Annotated in this window: 19 protein-coding genes and 1 pseudogene; 6 read left to right on the top strand and 14 right to left on the bottom strand. The window is 49.6% G+C overall.

From position 1 onward, the window contains the following. Positions 1-278 precede the first annotated feature (278 nt). From ACKTSG_RS10220 to licT, 11 genes are all read right to left on the bottom strand, one after another. Complete coding sequence (locus ACKTSG_RS10220; RefSeq protein WP_407894449.1) at positions 279-1,034, bottom strand: ABC transporter ATP-binding protein; 756 nt, start codon at positions 1,032-1,034, stop codon at positions 279-281. Continuing rightward, positions 1,027-1,926 carry an ABC transporter permease gene (locus ACKTSG_RS10215; RefSeq protein ID WP_407894447.1) on the bottom strand — a complete coding sequence of 300 codons (900 nt, stop codon included), beginning with the start codon at positions 1,924-1,926 and terminating at the stop codon, positions 1,027-1,029. Before ACKTSG_RS10215 ends, ACKTSG_RS10220 begins: the two co-directional genes overlap by 8 nt. After that, positions 1,923-2,921 (bottom strand): tryptophan ABC transporter substrate-binding protein, encoded by a 999-nt coding sequence (gene trpX / locus ACKTSG_RS10210; RefSeq protein ID WP_407894445.1) that lies wholly within the window; start codon positions 2,919-2,921, stop codon positions 1,923-1,925. Before trpX ends, ACKTSG_RS10215 begins: the two co-directional genes overlap by 4 nt. A gap of 10 nt (positions 2,922-2,931) precedes the next feature. Next, entirely contained in the window at positions 2,932-3,378 is a 447-nt protein-coding gene (locus ACKTSG_RS10205) for a hypothetical protein (protein ID WP_407894443.1), read from the bottom strand. Between the two features lie 108 nt (positions 3,379-3,486). Then, entirely contained in the window at positions 3,487-6,141 is a 2,655-nt protein-coding gene (locus ACKTSG_RS10200; RefSeq protein WP_407894441.1) for a cation-translocating P-type ATPase, read from the bottom strand. Between the two features lie 203 nt (positions 6,142-6,344). Next, entirely contained in the window at positions 6,345-7,175 is an 831-nt protein-coding gene (gene nadE / locus ACKTSG_RS10195; RefSeq protein ID WP_407894439.1) for an NAD(+) synthase, read from the bottom strand. Between the two features lie 154 nt (positions 7,176-7,329). Then, entirely contained in the window at positions 7,330-7,494 is a 165-nt protein-coding gene (locus ACKTSG_RS10190; RefSeq protein WP_407894437.1) for a PspC domain-containing protein, read from the bottom strand. Between the two features lie 102 nt (positions 7,495-7,596). Further along, on the bottom strand, positions 7,597-9,402 hold the full coding sequence (locus ACKTSG_RS10185; protein WP_407894435.1) for a plasmid pRiA4b ORF-3 family protein: 1,806 nt from the start codon (positions 9,400-9,402) through the stop codon (positions 7,597-7,599). A 162-nt stretch (positions 9,403-9,564) separates the two neighbouring features. After that, positions 9,565-11,004: a glycoside hydrolase family 1 protein gene (locus tag ACKTSG_RS10180; protein WP_407894433.1), complete on the bottom strand. Its 1,440-nt coding sequence runs from the start codon at positions 11,002-11,004 to the stop codon at positions 9,565-9,567. An 18-nt stretch (positions 11,005-11,022) separates the two neighbouring features. Further along, a complete protein-coding gene (locus tag ACKTSG_RS10175) occupies positions 11,023-12,912 on the bottom strand; it encodes a beta-glucoside-specific PTS transporter subunit IIABC (RefSeq protein ID WP_407894431.1) in 1,890 nt (629 codons plus the stop codon). Between the two features lie 84 nt (positions 12,913-12,996). Beyond that, positions 12,997-13,842 (bottom strand): BglG family transcription antiterminator LicT, encoded by an 846-nt coding sequence (licT, locus tag ACKTSG_RS10170; RefSeq protein ID WP_407894429.1) that lies wholly within the window; start codon positions 13,840-13,842, stop codon positions 12,997-12,999. A gap of 413 nt (positions 13,843-14,255) precedes the next feature. Between licT and ahpC the strand changes: the two genes are divergently transcribed. After that, positions 14,256-14,819, top strand: a complete 564-nt coding sequence (ahpC, locus tag ACKTSG_RS10165) for an alkyl hydroperoxide reductase subunit C (protein WP_407894427.1) — start codon at positions 14,256-14,258, stop codon at positions 14,817-14,819. Then, on the top strand, positions 14,819-16,357 hold the full coding sequence (ahpF, locus tag ACKTSG_RS10160) for an alkyl hydroperoxide reductase subunit F (protein ID WP_407894425.1): 1,539 nt from the start codon (positions 14,819-14,821) through the stop codon (positions 16,355-16,357). The genes ahpC and ahpF overlap by 1 nt, the downstream gene beginning before the upstream one ends. Before the next feature lie 54 nt (positions 16,358-16,411). Here ahpF and ACKTSG_RS10155 read toward each other — a convergent pair whose 3' ends face one another. Then, positions 16,412-17,746 (bottom strand): MFS transporter, encoded by a 1,335-nt coding sequence (locus ACKTSG_RS10155; protein WP_407894423.1) that lies wholly within the window; start codon positions 17,744-17,746, stop codon positions 16,412-16,414. A gap of 754 nt (positions 17,747-18,500) precedes the next feature. Then, a complete protein-coding gene (locus tag ACKTSG_RS10150) occupies positions 18,501-19,523 on the bottom strand; it encodes an LLM class flavin-dependent oxidoreductase (protein WP_407894421.1) in 1,023 nt (340 codons plus the stop codon). Between the two features lie 415 nt (positions 19,524-19,938). Here ACKTSG_RS10150 and ACKTSG_RS10145 point away from each other — a divergent pair, with 415 nt between their 5' ends. The 4 genes from ACKTSG_RS10145 to ACKTSG_RS10130 are packed head-to-tail and all read left to right on the top strand — an operon-like array spanning position 19,939 to position 23,037. Beyond that, positions 19,939-21,162 (top strand): phosphotransferase enzyme family protein, encoded by a 1,224-nt coding sequence (locus tag ACKTSG_RS10145; protein ID WP_407894419.1) that lies wholly within the window; start codon positions 19,939-19,941, stop codon positions 21,160-21,162. Further along, the gene (locus ACKTSG_RS10140) at positions 21,159-22,421 is read left to right on the top strand and encodes a class-III pyridoxal-phosphate-dependent aminotransferase (protein WP_407894417.1); all 1,263 of its coding nucleotides are present in this window, start codon (positions 21,159-21,161) and stop codon (positions 22,419-22,421) included. The genes ACKTSG_RS10145 and ACKTSG_RS10140 overlap by 4 nt, the downstream gene beginning before the upstream one ends. A gap of 15 nt (positions 22,422-22,436) precedes the next feature. Then, positions 22,437-22,850: a GtrA family protein gene (locus tag ACKTSG_RS10135; RefSeq protein WP_407894415.1), complete on the top strand. Its 414-nt coding sequence runs from the start codon at positions 22,437-22,439 to the stop codon at positions 22,848-22,850. Between the two features lie 31 nt (positions 22,851-22,881). Then, positions 22,882-23,037, top strand: coding sequence for a hypothetical protein (locus ACKTSG_RS10130; RefSeq protein ID WP_407894413.1), 156 nt, complete (start codon positions 22,882-22,884; stop codon positions 23,035-23,037). A gap of 60 nt (positions 23,038-23,097) precedes the next feature. Here the strand turns inward: ACKTSG_RS10130 and dcm are convergent. Beyond that, positions 23,098-24,144: pseudogene (gene dcm / locus ACKTSG_RS10125) on the bottom strand (DNA (cytosine-5-)-methyltransferase); the annotation flags it as partial. Positions 24,145-24,470: the final 326 nt, after the last annotated feature.

Here is a 24,470-nt window from a genome sequence, read left to right as displayed (position 1 = left end):
CCGAAAATACCATTATCCCTGCATCCATCATAGTTCCTTAAACAATTAAATAACAAAAAAGCCTCCCACGGTCGGGGAGACCTTCAAAGGATAAAAACTATCCTTCAACACCATTTGACAAATTTCCGTTAAAATGCGCCTGATTGACAAACGGCCGCTGGAAACTCGCCAATGACACTTGGGCCACCAAGACTTGAAGTTCTTGATCTGACATGGTTCTTCACCTCTAATGAACAAACGCTTCGCAAAGTTATTTCCCTTTGCGAAGCGTTTTTGATCTAACCGAAATAATCTAACAAGTCTGCGCGCGATAACGCGGCTTTTTCTTGGGCATTGAAGTCTTTGATGATGCGCCCTTGCGATAACACGATCAAGCGGTTGCCATATTTCAAGGCATCTTCCAAATGATGCGTGATCATCATACACGTCAAATGCTCTTGGGTGACTAATTTGTCTGTGACCGCCATGATCGCCGCGCTGGTTTTCGGATCCAAAGCGGCAGTATGTTCATCAAGCAACAAAAGCTCTGGGCGCTTCAACGTTGCCATCAACAAACTCAGCGCTTGGCGTTGCCCACCAGAAAGCGACTCGGTGGGACGATCCAACGCCTTTTCTAAGCCGTTGCCAGTTTGTGCCGCCAACGCTTCAAAATGGGTCATTTGCGCCTTTAAACCTCGAGAAGCCAGCGTCAAGCGCTGACCGCGGCGAGAGGCCAATAACAAGTTCTCTGCCACCGTCATGCGCGGCGCAGTGCCCATTTTCGGGTCTTGGAACACCCGAGCGATCAAACGGGCACGTTTTTCCGGCTTTTCATGGGTAATGTCTTGCCCAGCTAAGGTGATCGAACCGCCAGCCACATCGATATCGCCAGTAATGGCATTAAACATCGTGGACTTCCCTGCGCCATTCGTGCCTAACACTGCCACATAATCACCTGGCGCCAAGGTCAAGTCGATGCCTGAAAGCAGCGGTTTAACGGTATTTTCGGCGACAACATTCACCGCGACATTGGCCAGTTTTAATTGCTCAGCCATTGGCCTTCACCCCCCGACTTAAGGTGCGCTTGATGCGCAAACGATGGTCGATTTGCGGGATCATGATCGCCAAAGCCAAAATGATCGCAGACAACATTTTGAGATCATTGGCGTTAAAGCCTAATGCCAACACGATCAACAGCACGAAGCGATACAAAATGCTACCAAGCACAACAGCCACTAAGCGCTGGCTCAAAGTCAACTCGCCAAACACCACTTCGCCGATGATGATCGCCGCTAGCCCAATGACAATGACCCCAGTGCCCATGGACACATCAGCATAACCGTTGTTTTGCGCCAGCAAGCCGCCAGCCAAGCCGATCAAGCCGTTGCCCACCACTAAACCGAGCAACATTTGGTGATCCGGGTCGATACCTAAACTGCGCGCCATTGCTGGGTTGTCGCCAGCGGCAATGAAGGCTTGGCCGATTTGGGTGTTCAAAAACAAGATCAATAACGTCACGATCACGACACAAGCGATCACGCCGACGACTACCGCGTCAAAATACGCCGGCAGTGCCTTGAGCCAATGCGCGTTAAACAAGTTCGGCTGGTTGAGCAAGCTTAAATTTGCTCGCCCCATCACCCGCAAGTTAATGGAATACAGCCCAGTCATCACCAAGATCCCGGCTAACAACACGGGAATATGGCCTTTGGTGGTCAATAACCCCGTCACACACCCGGCGGCCATGCCAGCGATCAACGACAACAAGGTGGCCACAAATGGGCTAGCGCCATGGGTCAACGCCGCACACGCTACCGCGGCGCCAAACGGGAAAGTGCCTTCAACGGTCATATCGGGGAAATCCAAGATCCGGAAAGTCAAAAATAAGCCGATGCCGACTAAGCTGTACAACAGCCCTTGGCCGATGGCAGATACGCCTAAACTCATTTGAAGACCTCCCCGGATTTTTGCGCTTTGTCGATCACCGCTTGGGGGATGGTGATCCCCAGCAGTTTGGCTTGTTTCAAGTTGACGATCAACTTGCCAGTTTTTTCAAAATGGATCGGCGTGGTGGCAGGCTTGGACTTGCCAGATAACACATTGGCAACCATTTTCCCCGTTTGCACGCCTAATTCGAATTGATCCAATCCGATCGTCGCCACCCCACCTTGTTTGACCATCGTATCCACAGTTGGGAATACTGGCACTTTTTTGGTGTTGGCCACTTGAACCAAGGTTTGCATGGCACTGGCAATGGTGTTGTCTGTCGGCACGAAGATCGCGTCAACTTGGCTGACCATTTGCCCAGCCACCTGGTTCAAATCGTTCGTCGAGCTAATGGTGTATTGCTTGACTTTGAAACCAGCTTTTGGGGCCAGTTGGCCCACCATTTTGGCTTGGACTTGCGCTGAATCATCAGAGCTCGTGGAGATCACCCCAAGCGTTTGGGCTTTGGGCATCAGCTGATGGATCAAAGCCAGTTGCGACTTGATCGGAGCTTGATCTGACACGCCGGTGATGTTGCCACCTGGTTTGGTGTTTGATCTCACCAATTTGGCGCCTTTAGGATCAGTGATCGCGCCTAAAATGATCGGCGTTTTGGTGGTGACATCAGCCAGCGCTTGTGCCGCTGGCGTGGCGATACCCACCATCACATCCGCGTGTTCATTGGCGAATTTCTCTGACATGGTTTTTAAGTTACTTTGATCAGCTTCGGCATTTTGAAAGTCGATTTTCACATTCTTGCCCACGGTATAGCCATTATCCGCTAACCCTTTGATGATCCCTTTATGGATCGCATCAAGCGCTGGATGGGTCACCAACTGCAAAATGCCGACAGTGGGCGTCTTGGGTTTGGTCAGGGTCTGCACCCCGCCAGTTTGAACGAACGCCACGCCTAAAAACGCCACCAGCGCAACGATCAGTGCGATCATTCTTTTCATGGAAGACTCCTTATACCATTGCAGAGATCTTTTGAATGTATTTCATCAAGCGGCTGGATGCTGCGTCTTGATCGGCTTCTGCCATGGAAAAGGCGCCTTCGTCAAATTCAGTAGGATTGTCATGCAAACTGTCGACCATATCTTGGCAGCCTTTGACAAAATCCGTGAACGCCGACGTCAATAATTTGTGGTTGCCCATTAACTTAGCCGGCACTTTGGCATTTTGCAGTTTTTCCAACATGCTGTTGTAATGGTCAGTGCCATCTTGGAAGCTGGTGATGGTTTGCGCGTATGCTTCTTTATCAAAATCGCCGATGTTGCCATTTAACAGCGCTTGTTTAAGGGCTTCAAACTTCGGACTCATTTGGTCTTGTTCAGCTTCGGTATCGTCCATGATCAAGTTGATCAGTTGGGCGTAGTGCATCAATTTCATTTGCGTTTTGTTCATTTTAGCCATGATAATTCCTCCAATTGTTTCTGTGTTCCATTCTAACAGAAAAACGCTTGCGAAACACGCCTAGGCGCCCATTGAAAAAGCCCAGCGTCGCCGCTGGGCTCATCAAGGTTACGCTTTGGCGACCTGGCGTTGGATAAACTTCACGACTTCAACGATCACGATGATCAACAACCCGGCGCCTAATACCACGGCCCATTGTGACAAGGCTAACGTGGTCACATGGAACAACCCATTAAAGCCTGGCACTAAAATCGTCACTGCCAGCAACAAGAAGCTAGCTAAGATCGCTAAGTTAAACGAGCGGTTGCGGAACAACCCAACCGTGAACAAGCTTTGATGCACTGACTTCACGTTGAAGGCATGGAACAATTGGATCAAACCTAACGTGGCATAAGCCATCGTCAAAGCGTCTGCGTGCATCGCCGCGGAACTGGAATGGATCGGCCAAGTGATCGCCACAAAGTACACGCCTAACGTCAAGATCCCTTCTAGCATCCCTTGCCAGATCACCGCTTGCCCGACGCCGCCAGAAAAGAAATTCGACGCGCGGCCCCGCGGCTTTTGCTTCATGATCCCAGGTTCGGTGGGTTCAACGCCTAACGCGATGGCTGGGAAGGTATCGGTCACCAAGTTGATCCATAAAATATGCACTGGCGCCAAAATGTCCCAACCAAGCATGGTCATCATAAACAGCGTCAACACTTCGCCTAAGTTAGCCGATAACAAGTATTGGATCGATTTTTGAATGTTGGCGAACACTTTGCGCCCTTCTTCAACGGCTTTGACGATCGTGGCAAAGTTATCATCAGCCAGCACCATATCAGAAGCGCCTTTGGACACTTCAGTCCCAGTGATCCCCATGCCGATGCCGATATCAGCAGCTTTTAGCGCAGGGGCATCATTGACCCCATCGCCAGTCATAGCCACGACTTTGCCTTTTTGTTGCCAAGCGTTGACGATGCGGACTTTGTGTTCCGGCGCCACTCGCGCATAAACAGAATACTTGTCCACATTTTGGGCAAATTCAGCGTCAGATTGTTCATCCAACTGGGCACCGGTGATCACTGCCGCGTCGTCGCCTGGTTCAATGATCCCCAAGCGCCCGGCGATGGCTTCGGCAGTGTCTTGATGGTCCCCAGTGATCATCATCGGCCGGATCCCCGCGGCTTTGGCTTGGGCCACAGCGTCTGCGGCTTCGGGACGTTCTGGATCGATCATCCCCACTAACCCAGCAAAGATCAAGTCATGTTCGACGGTGTCTGAATCCACTGTCGCTGGGATCGCGTCAATGATCTTATAGGCCATCCCCAACACTCGCAAAGCTTGTTTGGCGAGCTGTTGGTTCGTGGCTAAAATGTCATCCAATTGCCCTTGCGTCATGGCGTTGGCCCGATCGCCAAACGCCAATTGGGTGGTGCGCTTCAACAGTTGATCCGGCGCGCCTTTAGTCGCCACCAAAAAGCGGCCATTAGGCATTTGATGGATGGTGGTCATGAGTTTACGTTCCGAATCAAACGGCACTTCTGCCACTCGCGGCATTTGCGCCAATTGCGCGCTTAAGTCAAACTGTTGCTTTTGCCCATACGCCACCAACGCAGTTTCAGTCGGATCGCCTAACATCGTGCCATCTGGCTGGATCTGGGTGTCATTGGCGAAATTCATCACTGTCATTAACAAGTTGCCACCAGCGATGCCGTCTTTGGCATCATGCAATTGGCCGTCGTAGTACACTTTTTCGACAGTCATTTTGTTTTGCGTCAAGGTCCCAGTTTTATCAGAAGCAATGATCTCAGTTGAGCCTAACGTTTCTACTGCAGGCAGTTTGCGCACTAATGCGGAACGCTTGGCCATTTTCTGCGTACCTAACGCTAAAATGATCGTCACGATGGCTGGCAAGCCTTCTGGGATCGCCGCAACTGCCAACGAAATCGCCGTCAAGAACATTTCTGGCACACTGGCGGCTTGGCGCCAAATGCCGACACCAAACACGATCGCGGCGATCACTAAGATCATCACCGTCAAGGTTTTCCCTAAGGCTTTGAGGTTGTCTTGCAGCGGCGTCGTGGTTTCTTTGGCGGTATTGATCATCGTGGCGATCTGCCCGACTTGCGTTTGCATGCCAGTGGCCACCACCACCCCAACGCCGCGACCGTATGTGATGTTGGTGTTCATAAACGCCATGTTCGTCCGATCGCCGATGCCGACATTATCGCCGTCCAAGGTGGCCACGTCTTTTTCGACTGGGACGGATTCCCCAGTTAACGCGGACTCTTCGATTTTCAAGTTGGCCGATTCGATCAAGCGCAAGTCGGCTGGCACCACATCACCAGCTTCAACTAACACCATGTCGCCGACCACTAGCTCCGTACTGGGGATGGTCAACACATTGCCATCGCGGCGCACATGGGCATCTGGGGTCGCCATTTTGGCCAAAGCGTCGATGGCTTCTTCAGCTTTGGATTCTTGAAACACCCCGAAAATGGCATTCAAGATCACCACCGCGAGGATGATCCCAGCGTCGGCCCATTCATGCACCACAAATCCAGCGACTAAAGCAGCCACCAGCAAGACGATGATCATAAAGTCTTTGAACTGGTCAAAAAAGCGGGCCAACATGGTTTTCTTTTTGGCAGAAGCCAAGGCATTCGGCCCATTGATCTCCAGGCGCTTTTGGGCTTCATTGGTGGTCAAACCCACGTCAGCTTGGCTTTGAGTGGCATGCAAGGTTTCATCGATCGTTTGTGCGTATTCTGGTTTGGTCAATTGGGGGTCCTCCTTTGTGTGATAAAAAAATGAGACTTATAAACTGCGTCTGCAGTTCATAAGTCTCACTAATTAAGGCAACACCAGCTATAACTTGTTGGTGACGTTGCCGCGGCATGGTGCCGCTAGTTACTCCCTTATGTGACAACCTAAGTATAACGGAATGTCCTTAGGTTTAGCAAGTCAAATACTAAACAAATTGCTTATGCCTTCCAAAAGTCATCAAAAACAGTGATCGGCAAGTGGCGTTTGTGTTCAGAACGTTGGTACCAAGACTCGATTTTTTCTGCCGCCGCATCGCTGACTTGCTTACCTTCCAAGTAGTCATCGATATCGCGATATGACACGCCTAAAGCCACTTCATCAGGCAACGCTGGGCGGTCTTCTTCAAGATCAGCCGTTGGTGCCTTTTCATATAAGTGCGCTGGCGCCCCAAGTTCTTTCAGGAGTGCCGCACCTTGGCGTTTGTTCAAGCGCCACAATGGCGTGACATCAGCGCCGCCATCACCGAACTTGGTGTAAAACCCAGTCACAGCTTCTGCGGCATGGTCAGTGCCAACGACCACGCCAGCGTTGGCGCCGGCAATGGCATATTGGGCGATCATACGCGCGCGGGCTTTAATGTTACCTTTGTTAAAGTCGCTAACGGTTAAGTCGTTGGCTTCCACAGCTTGTACCATAGCGTCAACAGAAGGTTTGATATTGACGCGTGTGGTAACGTCTGCTTGCATAAAAGCGATCGCCGCCATGGCGTCAGCTTCATCGGCTTGTTCGCCATACGGTAAGCGTACCGCGATAAATTGGTAGTCTTGGTCGCCAGTTTCTTGGCGCAGTTCAGTCACCGCGATTTCTGCCAGCTTGCCAGCCAAGGTGGAATCTTGGCCGCCGGAAATGCCCAGTACCAAAGACTTCAAACCGCTGTAGTGAGTTAAATAGGCTTTGAGAAAATCAACGCTGCGGCGGATCTCAGTTTGAGGATCGATGGTTGGGGCAACGTGTAAAGCCGTGATGATTTCTTGTTGTAAAGGACGCATGTGTATAATTCTCCTTTTGTCAGGTATCTCGTTTATCATACGCTCATGAATCAAAGGTGCGCAATCAATCAGGTGAGAATTCATGACATTTGCAGTCTTCGTTCAAATGAAAACGGCTTGCCGCAGCGTTTGCACGCCAGACAAGCCGTATTGATCACTCAGCTAAAAGCAACCATAACCCTAAATACACCCATAACAACAAGCCGCCGCCAAATACAAACAGCAACCGGATCCAAATCGCGTCGATCCCTAAGCTTTCCGCGATCCCGCCGCAAACGCCGGCAATGAGGCGGTTATCCAATGATTTGTGCAATCCCATGATGTGCCCCTCCTTTTGATAGCCTTAGCATATCAAGAGAGAAATCGTTTTACCCACGGCCCAGGATCGATTTTAACATCAGTCTCTGGAATGAAAAACCCGTCATCCTCGTGGTTTAAACGGCACCACTTTCTTGGTTTGACCAGGGGCCTTGTCGATAATGGCACTTAAGCGGCTGGCTTGGGTCTTGGACATTGAAGTCGCGTCACCCAAAACTTGCAGATACTTAATCAAGCCTGAAGCTAAGGCATCGCATTGGGCACGGTGCAACTTATCCAAATGTTGCGTCCAAACTGCCGACACGATATCTTCACGCCAGTTCATCGGCGTCAACAAATACTTTGCGTAAACGGTATCCGCAAAATCGACGACCAAGCGCTGAACATCAAAATTTTGTGTGGCTGCCCAAGCAAATTTCTCTGCATCATTATGCACCCGCGTGGCCGTGCCTTGCCGCCAATGCCGGTTTTCGCAAGTCTCAACATGTTTAAGATCGTCTGCAAATGGGACTGGCGGAACGCCTTGCGAACTGACGCCATGAAGTTGACCCTCAAGATAAGTGTACATCGCCGCTGGATCGTCAGTATCGACGCCAGCTGTTTGCATTTGCATGCCCAGCTTTTTGCCTTCGCCCCACATGTCTGGATCTGCACACCGTTTCGCCATCAACGACGCATTGTTTTGTATGGTTTTCACAATGCGCTTGGTCGGCTTGGCGTTCAACTGCTTTTGCGTGTGCAAGAACTCAACAAAAGCCACCACTAGTTTTGGCAACGCTTGGGCTTCAGCATCACTGATAAGCATGCTATTGGGATAATAATCTAGCATCATATGCGAAAGCTCAACGGGGTGCCAGTCTTCGATCAAGGTTTCGTAGGAATCAAACATATTCGCCACAAAGCTCAGGATCAAATTCACTGCAGAAATGTGATCATCAAAATGCAAGTCAGTCCAGTTAGTGCTTTGTAAAAACGGTTGGATCCAGTGGCCGTAATTGTTATCCACGATCTGCATGACGTGATGATAGGTTGAATCTTGATCGTCAAAATCATCATCTGGCATCAGACCATTCTCCATGATGACTTGGCCCATCAGATCTTCAACCTTTTCTGGGGTCATGCTAGGTGCCAATTCACTGTGTGCTGCCATCACCTGCAAAAAGTCGCCAATGATGATCGCCATCAAGTGCTGAGAATCTTCATCATCATCAGCCAATTGGGTAAACAGTTGGTCGAGGCCTTTTTCAAGCTTGGTTTTGGTCCATTTTTTCAGGGGCAGATCTTGCATCACCATGACCAAGGTATGCACGTAGACACTGATCGCGTTACTTGGCACGTCGGACATTTCGGCGCGCTGTGATGAGCGTTCAAACAAAGCCAGCTGCGTGGTCAGATCTTGCGTGACCACATTTTTAAGTTGGGTTTGGACGGTATCAAGCATCTCAGAATCAGTTAGCAAGCTGTCAGCCAAGTCATTATTGACGGCATCCACGTCAAATTCTTCCTCACGCACGCCTAAGCCGTCTTCATAAAATCCGCCGCCGCGCCCAGCTAAACAAATTGGCAACATGCCAGTCATTTCACGAGTTGCTTCGAGTTGAATGCGATGATCCCAAGACTCGCCAAAATCATAGGTGTATTGCACGGTACCTTTTTTCAGATCTGGCAGAATTTGCGCCGTTGCGGCATCCGTTGCCCCAGAGCCATCATCCAAACTCAGATCTTCGTAGGTCAAACTACGATTCCACGCCGGATAAAAAGCATACAAATGATAATTGTCCCAACCAAATGCGGCTTGGATCACTTGATGTAGCTCAGTGTAAGTGAGATCTGCTGGCACGGCAAGGCGCCGCCAAGTCAAAGGCCGACGATGTTCTAGGGTGATTTTCAGGATCAAGGCTTTAGTCATACATAACTCCTTTTTTGACAAATGACTTCGATACCGTTATTGTACCTTGTCGTACTGGCAATTACACCTATCAATTGGAACATCAAAAAAGCACCTTCCGTAGAAGATGCTTTCAAAATATTCACACAGTACGAAACGTCCAGTCAGTGTACTGCGTCGTTGTTATAACGTGTCCCCGTTAGAGGCGATGACTTGCTTGTACCAATCAAACGATGCTTTCTTGTAACGCTTCAAGGTGCCGTGGCCTGCATCATCTAAATCGACATAAATGAAACCATAGCGTTTGGACATTTGCCCAGTTGAAGCACTGACTAAGTCGATGCATCCCCATGGTGTATAACCCATGACGGGGACCCCATCAGCGATCGCGCCACGAATGGCTTCGATATGCGCGCGCAGATAGTTGATGCGATAATCATCTTGCACAAAGTGGTCAGCGTCTGGGACATCCTTAGCCCCTAAGCCATTTTCCACCACGAAAACTGGTTTGTTATAACGGTTGGCTAATTCGTTCAAAGCGATGCGCAAACCGGTTGGATCGATTTGCCAACCCCAGTCACTGGCCTGAAGGAAAGGATTCTTTACCCCGCCGACTAAATTACCATTGGCAGTGGCCAAACTCTTATCTGTGACATTCACTGCCGTCGACATGTAATAAGAAAAGCCGATATAATCCACTGGGTTGGCCGCCAACACCGCCAGATCTTCTGGTGTGGTGTCTAGATCTTTAAACGAAAAACCGTAATGATTCATCAAAGATTCTGTGTAAATTGGATATTTGCCGCGCACTTGGACATCTCCACAGAAATGATTCATCGCTTGGTTTTCTTTTAGCGCGGCGAGTTGATTTTCCGGATTGGCATCATAAGCATAAGTTGTCGCATACAACAGCATGCACCCGATTTGCAGATCTGAGCGCAACTGGTGGGCAATGGCGACGGCTTTTGCACCAGCAACGAATTGGTTATGCCAAGCTTGGTAACGATTTTGCATCTTGTTGCCACCATTTGACGTGACCAAACCTTGCCCCATCACTGGAAAATGCAAAGCGGAATTGATCTCATTGAAGGTCATCCAATACTTCACTTTTTTGGCGTAACGCGTCAAGATCACCCGCGCATAACGTTCAAAGAAAGTGATCAATTGACGGTTCTTCCAGCCACCATAAGTGGTGACCAAATTCAGCGGCAATTCATAATGGCTGATTGTGATCACTGGTTCGATGCCATATTTCAAGCATTCAGCGATCACCCCATCGTAGAATTTCAAACCAGCTTCATTAGGTTCAGTTTCATCACCATTGGGAAAGATCCGCGACCACGCAATAGAAAAGCGGTAGCATTTAAAACCCATTTCAGCAAATAAGGCAATGTCTTCTTTGTAGTGATGATAAAAGTCGATTCCTTCATGGTTAGGATAGCGATATTTGGTTTCATCAATGGTCCAATCAAAATCTGGTCGATCAACGATCTTGAAGCGATCAGGACCGCCTGGCAAAGCATCAGCAATGGATAATCCTTTGCCGCCTTCGCGATAACCGCCTTCTAATTGATTGGCAGCCGTCGCACCGCCCCATAAGAAACCTTTAGGAAATTTTTGCATGCAACTGACTCCTTTACTTTAGATCACGTATAAGGCAACTGTGTTTTGATCAACCGTCGTGGCTTCGTTTTGCACCACATCGACAAAATCTTTGGAATTGGTGACGACCAAAACCGCGGTGGTATCATATCCAGCTGCTTTGATGGCATCCAGATCAGCTTCAAGTAATAAATCCCCTTGCTTGACATGATCACCTTGGGCAACATGCGTTGTGTAGTGTTGGCCTTTCAGCTCGACAGTGTCTAAGCCAACATGGATCAACAATTCCACACCATCATCACTCTTTAACCCAATGGCATGCTTAGTAGGGAAAACAGTTTCTACCGTCCCATCAAATGGCGCGTAAAAATGCGTATCTTCTGGTAAGATCGCAGCGCCATCACCCATCATTTTTTGCGCAAAAGTCGGGTCGTCAACACTTTCAATGTTGATCAATTCCCCTTTAACTGGGGCATAAACTTTCTTGGTGTTCTTGGCACCAGCATCAACATTGGTCATCGTTGGGTTAACTTTAGCATCATTGGCAGTAGCCGTAGCGGTTGCTGGAACATCATCATCGAACCCAAAGGCCCAAGTCAAGATGAACGTTAAAATAGTTGACGCCACCGCTACGATAACGGCATTGATAATGTTGCTTGGAATGGCGTTGTTGGCAAATTGTGGCAAGGATAAGAAAGCCGGAACAGCAAAAGCAAAGGCCTTTAAATGCACGATGCCCATAAATAAGCCACAGATCCCACTGGAGATCATGACCGCATATAACGGCTTGCGATACTTCAACGTGACCCCGTACAAAGCCGGTTCAGTTACGCCTGCCAGGAAGGCCGAGATCGAAGCGGCAGACGCCACTTGGCGCGTGGTTTTGTTCTTGGTTTTCAGCGCGACAGCCAAGCAAGCAGCCCCTTGCGCGACATTGGCAGCTAACATCGCTGGTAAGATCAACGTATCAGGCGTGGCGAGACTGGCAGCTAAGAAAATTGGCGCGAAAGCCCAGTGCATCCCAGTCATCACGATGAGTGGCATGAACGCCGCCATCAAAGCAACCGCGACCCAAGAAGCATACTTTTGGATGAACAAGACTAACCAGGATAAGCCATCACCACAATAAGTACCGATCGGGCCGATCACAACTAACGCTAAAACACCCATGACAAAGATCTCGACAGTTGGCTTGAGGATACTCTTCAAGTTCGCTGGACATACTTTGTCGATGCCTAATTCAATGTACTTCATGGCCCAGATCACCAATAAGATCGGAATGACTGAGCTAGAATACGTCGCTAAAGTCACGGGTAAGCCCATTAAGTGCACGGGCTTTGCGGCAGTGACCAACGCGGTGAAGTTCGGATGGATCATGATTCCGGCGATCGTGACGCCTAAAATCGTGTTGACTTTGTGATACTTGGAAGCGGTGATTGCCAAAACGATCGGCAAGAAATAAAATGGGGCATCCCCAAAGGCACTGAGGAGCGTATAGTTTTGCCCTTTGGTGCTCATCCAACCTAACGTCGTCAACAAGATCAAAACCACTTTGATCATGCCGCCGCCGATTAAGGCTGGAATTAATGGCGACATGCAAGCACTGATAAAGTTGGCAAACTGATTAAATAAGTTGCCTGATTTTTCCACTGGCGCCGCTTGAGTCGAACTATCATCGGTAGGAAAATCACCCAGTTTGATCACTTCGGCATAGTAATCTGAAACAGCATTCCCAATGATCACTTGATATTGGCCATTTTGATGGTTGATCCCCATGACGCCAGGAATGGCTTTGACTTTGGCATCATCGACTTGGCTTTCATCTTTTAAACGAAAACGTAAGCGCGTGACACAATGGGTCAAGTAGTTGATATTTTTTTCGCCGCCAACTGCGGCATAGATCTGCTTAGCAGAATCTTTAATACTCATGATCTCTTGCTCCTTTTGACAAAAAAGACCTAACTCCTGCGTAGGCTGCAGGAATTAGGTCATGCTCGGTTACCCGATAACACCCTATAAGTTGCGAACTAACCGGTTGATGTGCACGGTTAGGTATAATAGCTCAGAATTATTGATCTCAAAATGATACTTGGTTTGAATAAATTCTCGAATCTTTAAGGTGCAAGCATATGGTTTGGCATAACGAACTTGCAACGTCTTCAACAAATCGTCATCTTCATCATCTTCATAGTGTTTACCCAGTAGAATGCGCTGAGCGAAAAACTTCAAATGCGTGATGAAGCGATAATAATTCAGCGACTGCTCATCAAACTCAGTATGAAAGTAATCTTTCACCAAGTCTTCCACTTCTTTGACGATAGTGGTCACACCAACAGCTAAATTCTGTTCCGCTTGCGTGCCTGCTTCTGCGTTGATAAAGTGTACCGCAATAAATGCCGCTTCATCATCGCCGAGATCGACATCAAACGCATCTTTGACCACTGCGACGGCCTTTTTCCCAACTGCAAATTCATCAGGATAAAACCTGGCAATATCCCATTTCAACGGATTGGATAAGCCAATGCCTTCGGTTTTCAAGCGCTTGATCGCCATATGCAAGTGATCAGTCAAGTTGACGTAAATGTTTTCGTTGAGTTGTTTGCCCAACTTGATCTTCGCGTAGTTGATCACTCGCTCAGCGACATCGACTTCTGCTAGTGGCACATCGATCACCAAATCAGTGAACTTGCACATCGTCGCCGGATCTTTCAAGAAGAACGTCCGCTCAACTTTAGCCATATCGACGGGTTGGCCACGTTTTTTACCAAACGCGATCCCTGGGCCCATCAACAACACATCCACGCCATCATGGTTGATGGAGATACAAGTATTGTTGTTAAGAACACGCTTGATCTGCACGGCTGACCCCTCCTTCAAAAAAATAGACTTATCCACACATTAACGTGTAGATAAGTCATGCTCAATTGCTTGATAACACCTTATCGATTTCTTTATGCACGTTACTCCTGCTCACCAACATCGTCAAAACGAAGCGGTGATAACATTGTAACTGAATACAGTATAAGCAAAGATGAATACGCTGTCAAATCTTTTTGCGAAATCCGGCTTCGTTCACGTCATTTTAGGATTCAACATATTGATTTGTTCACCTGTACCCGCTTCCATCTCCGAGCCACCACCGCCAAAAAAACTTTCGATCCGCTATCCTTACGCGCCGTAGTATTTTTAGCCATCCCGAAAAAGTCAAGGGTTGATTTAGAATGATTACAATGTATGCTAGAAGAGTAATCAAAAACAAGGAGGAATCCACCATGAGTTTAGTAGGAAAAGCAGTCGAACCATTCAAAGCACAAGCTTACCGCAAAGGGGAATTTGTCACTGTCACCGATGATGACTTGAAAGGTCACTGGAGCGTGATCATGTTTTACCCTGCCGACTTCTCATTTGTTTGCCCTACCGAGTTGGAAGACTTACAAGACCAATACGCCACGTTGCAAAGTTTAGGGGTCGAAGTTTACTCAGTTTCTGAAGACACCCATTTTGTGCACAAGGCTTGGCATGACGAATCAGACGCTGTTGGCAAGTTGGAATACGCCATGATCGGTGACCCGAGCCATCAACTCGCCCGTATGTTTGACGTCTTAGATGAAGACGCTGGCTTGGCGCAACGCGGGACGTTCATTTTAGATGACAAAGGTGTCGTACAATCGATGGAAATCAACGCTGATGGCATCGGGCGCAATGCAGTGGAATATATCGATCGCATCAAAGCCGGTCAATACGTTGAATCCCACCCTGGTGAAGTTTGCCCAGCCAAGTGGAAGCAAGGCGAAAAAACGCTGACCCCAGGCTTGGATCTCGTGGGTAAATTATAATGTTGACCGATGAACTCAAGCAACAACTCAAAGCCTACTTACAATATCTAGTCCACCCAGTCGTCTTTCGACTAGACGCTGATGCAAGCGCCAACGGCCAAAAAGTGCGCGAGTTTGTCACGACTGTTGCTGACTTGGATCCGCGCCTCACGATCGAAAACGCCTCATTGAAGCGTCAGCCAAGTTTTGCCATTGACCAAGCTAACGCCAAACCCAGCGGCATCGAATTTGCCGGCGTTCCCTTAGGCCATGAATTTGAATCCTTCGTGCTGGCATTGCTACAAGTGTCTGGTCATGCGCCAAAGATCACACCTGAACAACAACAAGCCATCGACGCCATCGACGAACCGCTGCATTTTGAAACTTATGCCAGTTTGAGTTGTCACAACTGCCCGGATGTGGTGCAGGCGCTGGATATCATCAGTGTGCTCAACCCTAACGTCACCCACACCATGATCGAAGGCGGCATGTTTCAAGCCGAGACTGAAGCCCACGACATCATGGCGGTGCCAACCGTTTATCTCAATGGTGAAGAATGGCACAACGGTCGCGCCGATCTCAACGCTTTGCTGGCCAAAATCGCCGGCCATCATGGCCCAGTTGCCATCACTGCCGCCCAAAAGGACCGCGTGTACGATGTGTTGATCATCGGCGGCGGCCCGGCAGCTGGCACTTCCGCAATTTACGCCGCGCGCAAAGGCTTAGCTGTAGCTGAGGTCGCGGATCATTTCGGTGGGCAACCGCTAGAAACTGTCGGCATCGAAAATATTCCTGGCACTGATTATATTGTCGGGGAAAACTTGATGCAAAACATTCAAGCGCAACTCGCCAAATACCACGTCACCGTCTTGTCTGGCCAAACTGTCAACGGCATCACCGCTGGGTCGCCTTTGCAGATCGACTTGCTCGGGGGTGCCAAGTTGCGCGCCAAAACGGCGATTATCGCCACCGGGGCGCACTGGCGCAATCTTAATGTGCCTGGTGAAACTGAGTTCAAAAACAAAGGGGTCGCCTATTGCCCCCACTGCGATGGTCCGCTTTATAAAAATAAAGCCGTCGCCGTGGTCGGTGGCGGGAATTCCGGCATCGAAGCGGCGATTGACTTGGCTAACATTGCCAAGCATGTCACTGTTTTGGAATTTGCCCCGAAGATCTCTGCAGACGCCGTATTGGTCAGCAAAGCCCGCAGTTTGAACAACGTCGACTTGATCGCCAATGCGCAAACTACCGAAGTTGTTGGTAGCGGCCGAGTCAACGGCTTACACTACCGCGACCGCGCCACTGGAGCTGACCAGTCGCTGAACGTCGATGGGGTGTTCGTGCAAATCGGGCTGGTACCAAACACCGAATGGCTTGGGGATACTTTAGCTCACACGGCTCACGGTGAGATCAAAGTGGATAAATTTGGTGCCACCAGCATGCCAAATGTTTTTGCCGCAGGAGACTGTACCGATTCCGCCTATAAACAAATCGTCATTGCCATGGGCAGTGGCGCCACCGCCGCGTTAAGTGCGTTTGATGCACTGGTCCGCGGATAGCAGCACGACAAAACGCCGATCGAGGCCATCCTCGATCGGCGTTTTGTTGTCTCATCAAGCGTGATGGGCCGCGGCACGTGCATGCAAAATTTTGGCAGAGGTTTCCGGTGCGAAGGCAAAACATACCACGCAAGCAAATACCAAGATCACGCCACACAACCCCATGGCCGTTTGCACCTTGAACGCATTGGTGATGATTGGCAGCAGAAAAGTCCCTGCCGCGGCACCAAAGCGACTCATCGTGACCACCATGCCAACGCCAGTGCCGCGCACAGACGAATCAAACAATTCGCTGGTGTACGGATAATCGGCCACTAGCCCAGCAGATAAAATCACTGCAAACACGCTAAACATCGTCAGTGACACGGCACCAGGTAAATTTTTCCCAAAGGCTAGCGTTAACAGCGCCACGCCAGCGATGCCAAAGTCTGCGACTAAAAACTGACGGCGGCTGACGTGATTGAACACCACAATGCCCAGCAGTACGCCTAACAGCATCGCGCCGTTATACAGCGTGCTGACGGTTGACGGATCGCCAATGCCCATGCCTTTGGCCAAAATCGGCAAAAAGATACTGATGCCAAAAAAGGTAAACGATTGTGACGCGTAAAACACCCCACCGACGGCAGTTTGACGTAAGTATTTTTTGGAGAAGACGACGGTCCATTTAAACGATTCATTGGGCGTTTGAGCGGCAACTTTTTGACGTTTGGATAAGCCCCACTTACGACCCAGGTGCTTGGTGATCACCCGTTGGGCGGCTTTGGGCTTGCCTTGATTGACCAGCCAACTAGGCGACGTGGGTAACTTCACCACGGAGCGAAAAACTGCCGTGATCAAGCCAAAAATCGCCGGCGATGCCATCATCAATTGCCAAGTGGGAAATAGCGGCCCGATCAAGCTGGCGGCGATAAAGCCGATGGTCCAATAGATCACCAAGCGACTTTGCGTGCGGCCGGCAACTTTTGATGGCAGCCATTCGATCAACAAGGTGTTGCCGGCCGTATAATCCACCGCTACCATCAAGCCGACGAGCACGCGCAGGATGAACGTGAGCAATAAATTGCTGGTCAGCAGCTGCAGCAGCGACACGCCAACTAAAATGTACATGTTGACCAGTAACAACCGCCGGCGTCCGATGCGATCGGATAATTTGCCGACTAACAAACTGCCGGCCAAGCCGATCAACGTCCCGGCTCCGATCAAGCCGATCCATAAGTCGGAGATCGGCATGACTTTTTGCGCAGCGGTGATGGCAGTCCCGGAAATTTGGATCGCATAGCCGCAGACAAATTGGCCTAAAATGATCGCCAAATAAATTTTGAGATGCACCCAAGAAACTGGTGCGTGCTTATAAAACCGTTTATGTGGTCTAGTCTGTTCTTCCAAAAAATCCTCCTATGATCTGAGTGTTCAAAAATTGGTATAGGTAATAGTTTAACGCAAACTGCCCCCACCCGTCAAAAAAGCGCCGGTTGCCCACAAAAATAGGCACTGATTCAACGTTTGGTTGAAAAGTGCCTACTGCACCAATTTAGGTGCCTTAGTTTACGTCTGTGAAGTGTGACCGCTTAGTGCGGTCACACGTTGTCATGCCCGTGGGCACTCCTTCGGCCACAGTTCAAATTCACTGTGGGTAAAACATGGTGCAGGTGGATCCCGGGTTTTGCACAATCCGACGCATCGCGGGGATCGGTCGTATAACCAAGTCAGGAGAGTCATTGGACGAAACTGCGCGACAGTAGTCTCAATCCTCAACTTGTGTTGGTCGATCGATACAGGCGATGGGTCGCTTCTGTGACTCACTTTTTGCCGGAGTTACATCTGACTAGTTTCTTCGGTACGCCAGCGCTCTTAAGGCCCACGGAAATCATATCACCACGCTACGGCCCCATGGTGACTTCGGTGCCACAAAGCTTGTGCGATGTACCTAACCGCCTTGCTTTGCTTAGTGCTTGTCCTCAACAAAAGGTACCTGCTCTTACGTTTGCTTTTGTTGAGAAGTGCAGTATAGCACCTTAGGATTAAAAATGCAAGCGCTTTTTTAAAAACAAAGAGACCTCCGCTAACAGAGGCCTCTGGATAAATGGATGCTTCGACACCACTTGAACCAAGGCGTGAAATCCACGTTATTTCAGCGGGATTATTTCCAACCCAGTCCTGGCGCGACGTCTTCCATAATGACTTTCAAGACATGGGCATTGTAGTCCACCCCTAGCGTCGACGGCACTGTGATCAATACCGTATCGGCTTCTTGGATCGCCGTATCTTCTTTGAGCTCGCTGATCAATTGATCCGGTTCGCCGACATACATTTTTCCAAAAATCGTGGGGTTTTGGTGGTAAGCCAAGTAACCCACGGCATCTTGCGGCTGAGAATTTTCGGCAAACAACTGGCGGTCAAGATCGGTGACGATCGGCATGATCGAGCGCGTCACCAACGTCCGTGGCTTAAACGAATGACCGGCTTTGGCCCAAGCTTCTTTGAACACCCGCAACTGGCGCGCTTGTTGGACGTGGAAAGGCTCGTTAGTTTCATAATTCACCAGCGTTGACGACATCAGATTCATGCCGTGTTCTGCCGCCCAAATCGCCGTGGCTTGGGAGCCTGCGCCCCACCACACGCGCTGTTGCATCGTTGGCGAGAATGGTTCTAGCCGCCGCAAACCAGGGCCTTGCGGAAACATTGGCTGGGCATTAGGTTCGGCGAAGCGTTCGCCTTTGAGCAAGTCCAAGAACTTCAACGCACGGGCACGCGCAATATTTTTGATCTCTTCTTCAGAGTAATCATAGCCAAAATACTGCCAGCCATCTTTGACTTGTTCCGGCGACCCGCGCCCGACGCCTAACTGGACACGGTTTTGCGACAAAACGTCGGTACTCATAACGTTTTCTGCCATCATGAACGGGTTTTCGTAGCGCATATCGACTAACCCAGTGCCGATTTCGATTTTGCTGGTTTTGGCGGCGATGGCGGCCATTAACGGATACGGCGTGCCGATTTGATCAGCAAAATGGTGCACCCGAAACCACGCGCCGTCAACGCCGAGCTTTTCAGCTTCCACTGCCAGCTGCACGGATTCTTGGTAACTTTGCGCGGCAGTTTTGACGACAGAATGCTCAGCTTGCCAAAACCCAAAACTCAAAAAGCCAATGTTTTTCGTCATGGTGTTTCCCTCTTTCCTTTCAGCATGCTTACATTATGTAAGTGAGGCTTCAGGTTGTCAAGCCATTTGTTGCCGGTTAGAGACGAAACGATCAAAGTGCCTCATAAAGTCAGCGACGCGATCATGACGTTTCACGTGTAACATTTTCTAACATCAGGTAACAGACGCGTATTCACGGGCACTTTCGCATTCTTCGTTCAGGATTTCTCGGGTCACCTTCATTTCATAGTTGGATTAACCGAATATCGGCCGTGTATATGTAGCATTATCGAACACATTATTTACGATAACAAACCGTTAATTTCACGTTTTTAAGTTTTCGTGTCAGATTTACTATCACAATCGCTTTTCTTTCATATCATTGCGGCTATATTAATCACCATAAGCACGCAGGAACTTGAAGGGAGCGTTTTTCATGACAACTAAAGTCTTTGCTGATCTCACTTTTGCCGAACAACTCGGGCACTTGATGATCGTCGCCCGCCGCGCCTTGGTACGCTGGGGATATCCGGCCAATAGTCAGTTGAAGTTATTGAATTACACCGAAAACGCGACCTTTCTGGTGACTTCCCCAAAGCGTCCGACGATGGTCATGCGGGTGCACCGGCTGGCTTATACCAGCCAAGCTTCCATTCACACTGAACTTGAGTGGCTGGCTTACTTGCGCACCCACACCGACTTGAAAGTTGAAACGCCGATCCCAACGCCAAGTGGTGAATTGATTCAAGCCATCGATACACCGGAGTTGGCAGAACGGCGGTTTGTGGTTTGTTTTGAATATGTCAAAGGCCGCTCACCAATAGACAGTTCTGACGGCAATGCCGATATTGGTGGGGTGATCCAAGCGATTTCTGCTTTCCCAAAAGCGCTCACCTTGCCAGTATTTCGCCTCGCCGCCACGCTCCAACTGCACACCAGCCGCTTGAAGCCAACGCGCATGACTGCCGCCGATCGCAAGCTTTACCGCACCATCGGCAAGCTTTGTGCCACCTTGCATCAAGCCGCCAGCCACTGGCAATATCCAAGCGACTTCAAGCGCATGACTTGGGACTTTGCCGGCACCATTGGCTCTGACAACAACTTTTATGGCACCGATTATCATGCCCCACGCTGGCTTAGTGAAAAGGCCTTGCACCAAATCGACGCCGCGGTGGCTCTGTGTCATGAGCACATGCAACACTACACCAAAAATGCCGCCACTTATGGCATGATCCATTCTGACATGCGCGCAGCCAACTTATTAGCAGATCACGGCGACATCACGATCTTAGATTTTGATGATTGTGGCATGGGCTATTACATGTACGACATTGCCAGTGTGGTGGCGCTGATGGAACATCGCGGAGACTTGCCAGAAGTGATCCATGAATTATTAGCCGGCTATCAAACCATTCGCCCACTGACTGACGCTGACCGCGACATGGTATGGACTTTTATCATGATGCGCCGCGTCGGCATGTTGCAAAGCTTGTTGTCACGCATGGGGCATGTGATGCCAGGCGCTGGGGAATCGCAAAGCCTCACGCCAGAAGTATTAGCCTTTTATGCCACTGGGACTGCCGGGTTGGCCAAGCGTTATTGTCGCTTGCATCCCCAAGACAATGCCCAAGTGGCCACGCCAAAGGAGGTCACACTATGAACTCAGCACATGAAATTTATGATGAAGCCGCTAAACTCTGGAACCCCGATCGCGTGCGCACCATCCGCGAACTCGGCGGCGACTTGGTGATCGGCGAACGCAGCGGGTCGTACTTCAAAGATCTGTCTGGCCATCGCTTCATCAACATGCATTCCAACGGCGGCGTGTTCAACTTAGGCCACCGCAACCCAGAAGTTCGCGAAGCCTTGCAAAAAGGCGCCAATCTGGTCGATGCCGGCAACCACTACTTCCCGTCTGAATACAAAAACACCTTAAACGAAAAACTGCTGGCAGTATCGCCTGAAAGCATGCAGTATGTCTTCACCTTAAACGGTGGCGGCGAAGCCATCGATGCCGCGATCAAGTTCGCGCGTTTTGCCACGAAAAAACGCCGCATCATCAGCTTAGACATTGCTTTTCACGGCTCTACTGGTTTGGCCATGGCCGCTGGCAACCCGACGATCGCCAACTTTTTCAACATGCCACCAGACCCGAGCTTGAACACCCATATTCCGTATAACGACTTGAACGCCTTGGAGTTGGCGCTACAAGGCAATGACGTCGCAGCCGTGTTGATCGAAACCTTGCCAGCCACGGCTGGTTTTCCGATGCCAGTGGCTGGCTACCACCAAGCCGTCGAATACCTCGCGCATAAATATGGCGCCTTGTACATCGCCGATGAAGTGCAAACCGGGATGCAACGCTCAGGCGACATGTGGGCTTGTTGCCACTACGGCGCCACGCCTGACATGATCGTGTGCGGCAAAGGCCTGTCTGGCGGGTATTACCCCATGTCGGCGGTGATCATGAACCAAAAAGCCGCTGCTTGGATGCAACAAGACGGCTTTGCTTACACCAGCTCATTTAACGGCACCGAATTAGGCTGCATTGTCGCCGCTAAAGTCTTGGACATTCTCGCGCGGCCGACGACTTTGGCCAACCGCGATATGTTAACCGACACTTTTGCCAAAGGGCTTAAAATCGTGCAAGCCAAACACGCTGACTTTCTGGTTGAGATCCGTCAATGTGGCGTGATCATGGGCCTGAAAACTGCGCATCCTCTTGGCGGCCAAGCGCTGATGCAAGCGATGTTGCATCACGGGGTTTGGTGCATGATGGCCGACTTCGACCAGTCAGTGCTGCAATTCAAGCCTAACTTGTTGATGACTAAAGCCTGCGCCAAAGACGTGTTAAAACGCCTAGACGCCGCTTTGACTGAAGCCGAAAGCTTAGTCAAAACCGTCGCTGCTGTGCACTGATCTAGGAGGCTCGCTATGCAAGAATTTCGCCGCACGATAAAATATTTTGGCTGTGCCAGTTCCGCCGCCGTGATCGAAATGGGCAGCTTCACCTTGTTAAGCACTCTGACCAGCTTCGCCTACGCCCCGCGCTACTTGATTGCCTTGGTGCTATCGGTGTTATGGAACTTCACGTTGAATCGCCACTTCACCTTCCATTCCAATGGCAACGTGCCTAAAGCGATGCTCAAAGTCGCCGCCTATTACGCGGTGTTCACCCCACTATCGGCATGGTTTGGCGATTGGGCAACAGCCAGTGGCATGAACGACTATTTAGCCACCATCATCAACTTAGCTTGCAACGGGATCACCGAATTCTTATACCAGCGCTTCTTCGTGTTTGGCGCAAGCATCGATGGCGCCACGATCAAACATTCCTTGGCCAAATAAACGATGCTCTAACAAGGAGGTGACTGCCCAAGTGAAAATCAAGATCCATCATGCCCGCCTGTATCTGATGTTCCACCAACAAAATGCAGTTGGAGGCGATACGCTGAAGAATCACCGCGCTATGCAAATGAATGGAAAAACGGATGACCATGAATCAGTCATCCGCTTTTTTGTGAGGTGGTGGTAGTAGGTTTAACATACTAGTCGCACTACCGGCCAACAGTCTTGAATTGAAAGCCAACCAAATTTAATTTTCTTGCTCGAAGAGTCTGTCAAGGCTCTTCCCGATCTCAGTCACCACACCAGTAACCAAGGCATTGCCCATCATAAAGTAACGCGCTGTCTTAGGCATGCCTTCAGTCCAATTGTCTGGAAACATCTGTAAACGTTCAGCTTCTATTGGATCGATCAGTCGCAGTTTGTTGTTTTGCTTGTCTCGGATAACATGTGTGCTCCGATTGACAGTATGTTCAGAAGTCAACATAGTACGTCCTGGACGGTCTAACGGGTCAGGAAATGCCATCCCGCCTTCCGCATAAAAATATGAAAATCCTTCTGTCGTTGTTCGTTCTTCTCTTTTAGAACCTTTGAGATACTCAAACTTCTTGATCTGATCTTCATTAAGATACAGCCAATCATCGTCGGCATGTGGCAACACGATATCGTTCAACGTTTGATGATCACCAGAATACTTAGGCTCATAATGTGCACTGAAAATTTCATCTCCACGTGAGATCCCAGTGGTTTCAAAGTGGAAACTGAAATTGTCTGAGAAATCAACGATATCAACGAATTCATCCAAGCGAGTCTCTTTGGCACGGGTCAACTTTTGGATCGGTAATGAGCTACTGATTGCACCTTGTTGAACAAGTGCATCGCTAAGGTGCTGATACTTGGCCAATCGATTTGAGTACGCGGTATCGTTACGGTAAGCCACGATGAAGACACGGCGGCGGCGTTGTGGAAAGCCGTAATCAGCGGCGTTGACCATTTGCCACTGGGCGTCATAGCCTAACTGATGCAAAGTGTATAAGATCATTCCAAAGTCTCGACCACGCTGGCGAGTACCGGGAGATGAAAGCAATCGATCCACGTTTTCCAGCAAAACAAATGCTGGCGATTTAGCTTCGATCGTATCGCGAATATCCCACCACAAAACACCTTTCTTGCCTTTTATGCCCTCTGCCCCAGAATGGGCGACAGAATAGTCCTGACAAGGAAAGCCTCCGACCAACAGATCGATATCCGGAATCGTCGTCTTATCAACTTGATTGATATCAATGTTTGTGATCTCACCAGAACCATAATGCTTCCTGGATTATTCATAGAATTTCAAAAAAGCAGCGCAATCCCACGATTCACACGGGACTGCGCTGCTTTGGTGTTTCACCCATTGGGTGCGCCTATATGCTAAGGTTGAGTCAACGAAAACCATCACGAAAGCGAGGCTTCACACCATCTCAACTTTAACCAGCTTATCCCTGCAATGCAATACCAATGTGACTGTGACCGCCGACGGCGGTCAACTTTCAAATGACGCCGGGCTCGTTTTGTTCCAAGAGTTTCTTCATCGTATCAACTTTAGGCAACTTGCCAATCAGTGCCTCAAGTTACCAGACC

The sequence above is a fragment of the Lacticaseibacillus salsurae genome (genome assembly GCF_045862175.1).
In the GTDB taxonomy this organism is placed as follows: Bacteria; Bacillota; Bacilli; order Lactobacillales; family Lactobacillaceae; genus Lacticaseibacillus; species Lacticaseibacillus salsurae.
This window is presented reverse-complemented; position numbering and strand designations above follow the sequence as displayed.

Coding starts and splice junctions, on each gene's coding strand:
- trpX (WP_407894445.1), bottom strand. CDS start 2,921: ATGAAAAGAATGATCGCACTGATCGTTGCGCTGGTGGCGTTTTTAGGC.
- ACKTSG_RS10215 (WP_407894447.1), bottom strand. CDS start 1,926: ATGAGTTTAGGCGTATCTGCCATCGGCCAAGGGCTGTTGTACAGCTTA.
- ACKTSG_RS10185 (WP_407894435.1), bottom strand. CDS start 9,402: ATGACTAAAGCCTTGATCCTGAAAATCACCCTAGAACATCGTCGGCCT.
- ACKTSG_RS10150 (WP_407894421.1), bottom strand. CDS start 19,523: ATGACGAAAAACATTGGCTTTTTGAGTTTTGGGTTTTGGCAAGCTGAG.
- nadE (WP_407894439.1), bottom strand. CDS start 7,175: ATGCGTCCTTTACAACAAGAAATCATCACGGCTTTACACGTTGCCCCA.
- ACKTSG_RS10135 (WP_407894415.1), top strand. CDS start 22,437: ATGCAAGAATTTCGCCGCACGATAAAATATTTTGGCTGTGCCAGTTCC.
- ACKTSG_RS10205 (WP_407894443.1), bottom strand. CDS start 3,378: ATGGCTAAAATGAACAAAACGCAAATGAAATTGATGCACTACGCCCAA.
- ahpC (WP_407894427.1), top strand. CDS start 14,256: ATGAGTTTAGTAGGAAAAGCAGTCGAACCATTCAAAGCACAAGCTTAC.
- ACKTSG_RS10175 (WP_407894431.1), bottom strand. CDS start 12,912: ATGAGTATTAAAGATTCTGCTAAGCAGATCTATGCCGCAGTTGGCGGC.
- ACKTSG_RS10190 (WP_407894437.1), bottom strand. CDS start 7,494: ATGGGATTGCACAAATCATTGGATAACCGCCTCATTGCCGGCGTTTGC.
- ACKTSG_RS10140 (WP_407894417.1), top strand. CDS start 21,159: ATGAACTCAGCACATGAAATTTATGATGAAGCCGCTAAACTCTGGAAC.
- ACKTSG_RS10220 (WP_407894449.1), bottom strand. CDS start 1,034: ATGGCTGAGCAATTAAAACTGGCCAATGTCGCGGTGAATGTTGTCGCC.
- ACKTSG_RS10145 (WP_407894419.1), top strand. CDS start 19,939: ATGACAACTAAAGTCTTTGCTGATCTCACTTTTGCCGAACAACTCGGG.
- ACKTSG_RS10180 (WP_407894433.1), bottom strand. CDS start 11,004: ATGCAAAAATTTCCTAAAGGTTTCTTATGGGGCGGTGCGACGGCTGCC.
- ahpF (WP_407894425.1), top strand. CDS start 14,819: ATGTTGACCGATGAACTCAAGCAACAACTCAAAGCCTACTTACAATAT.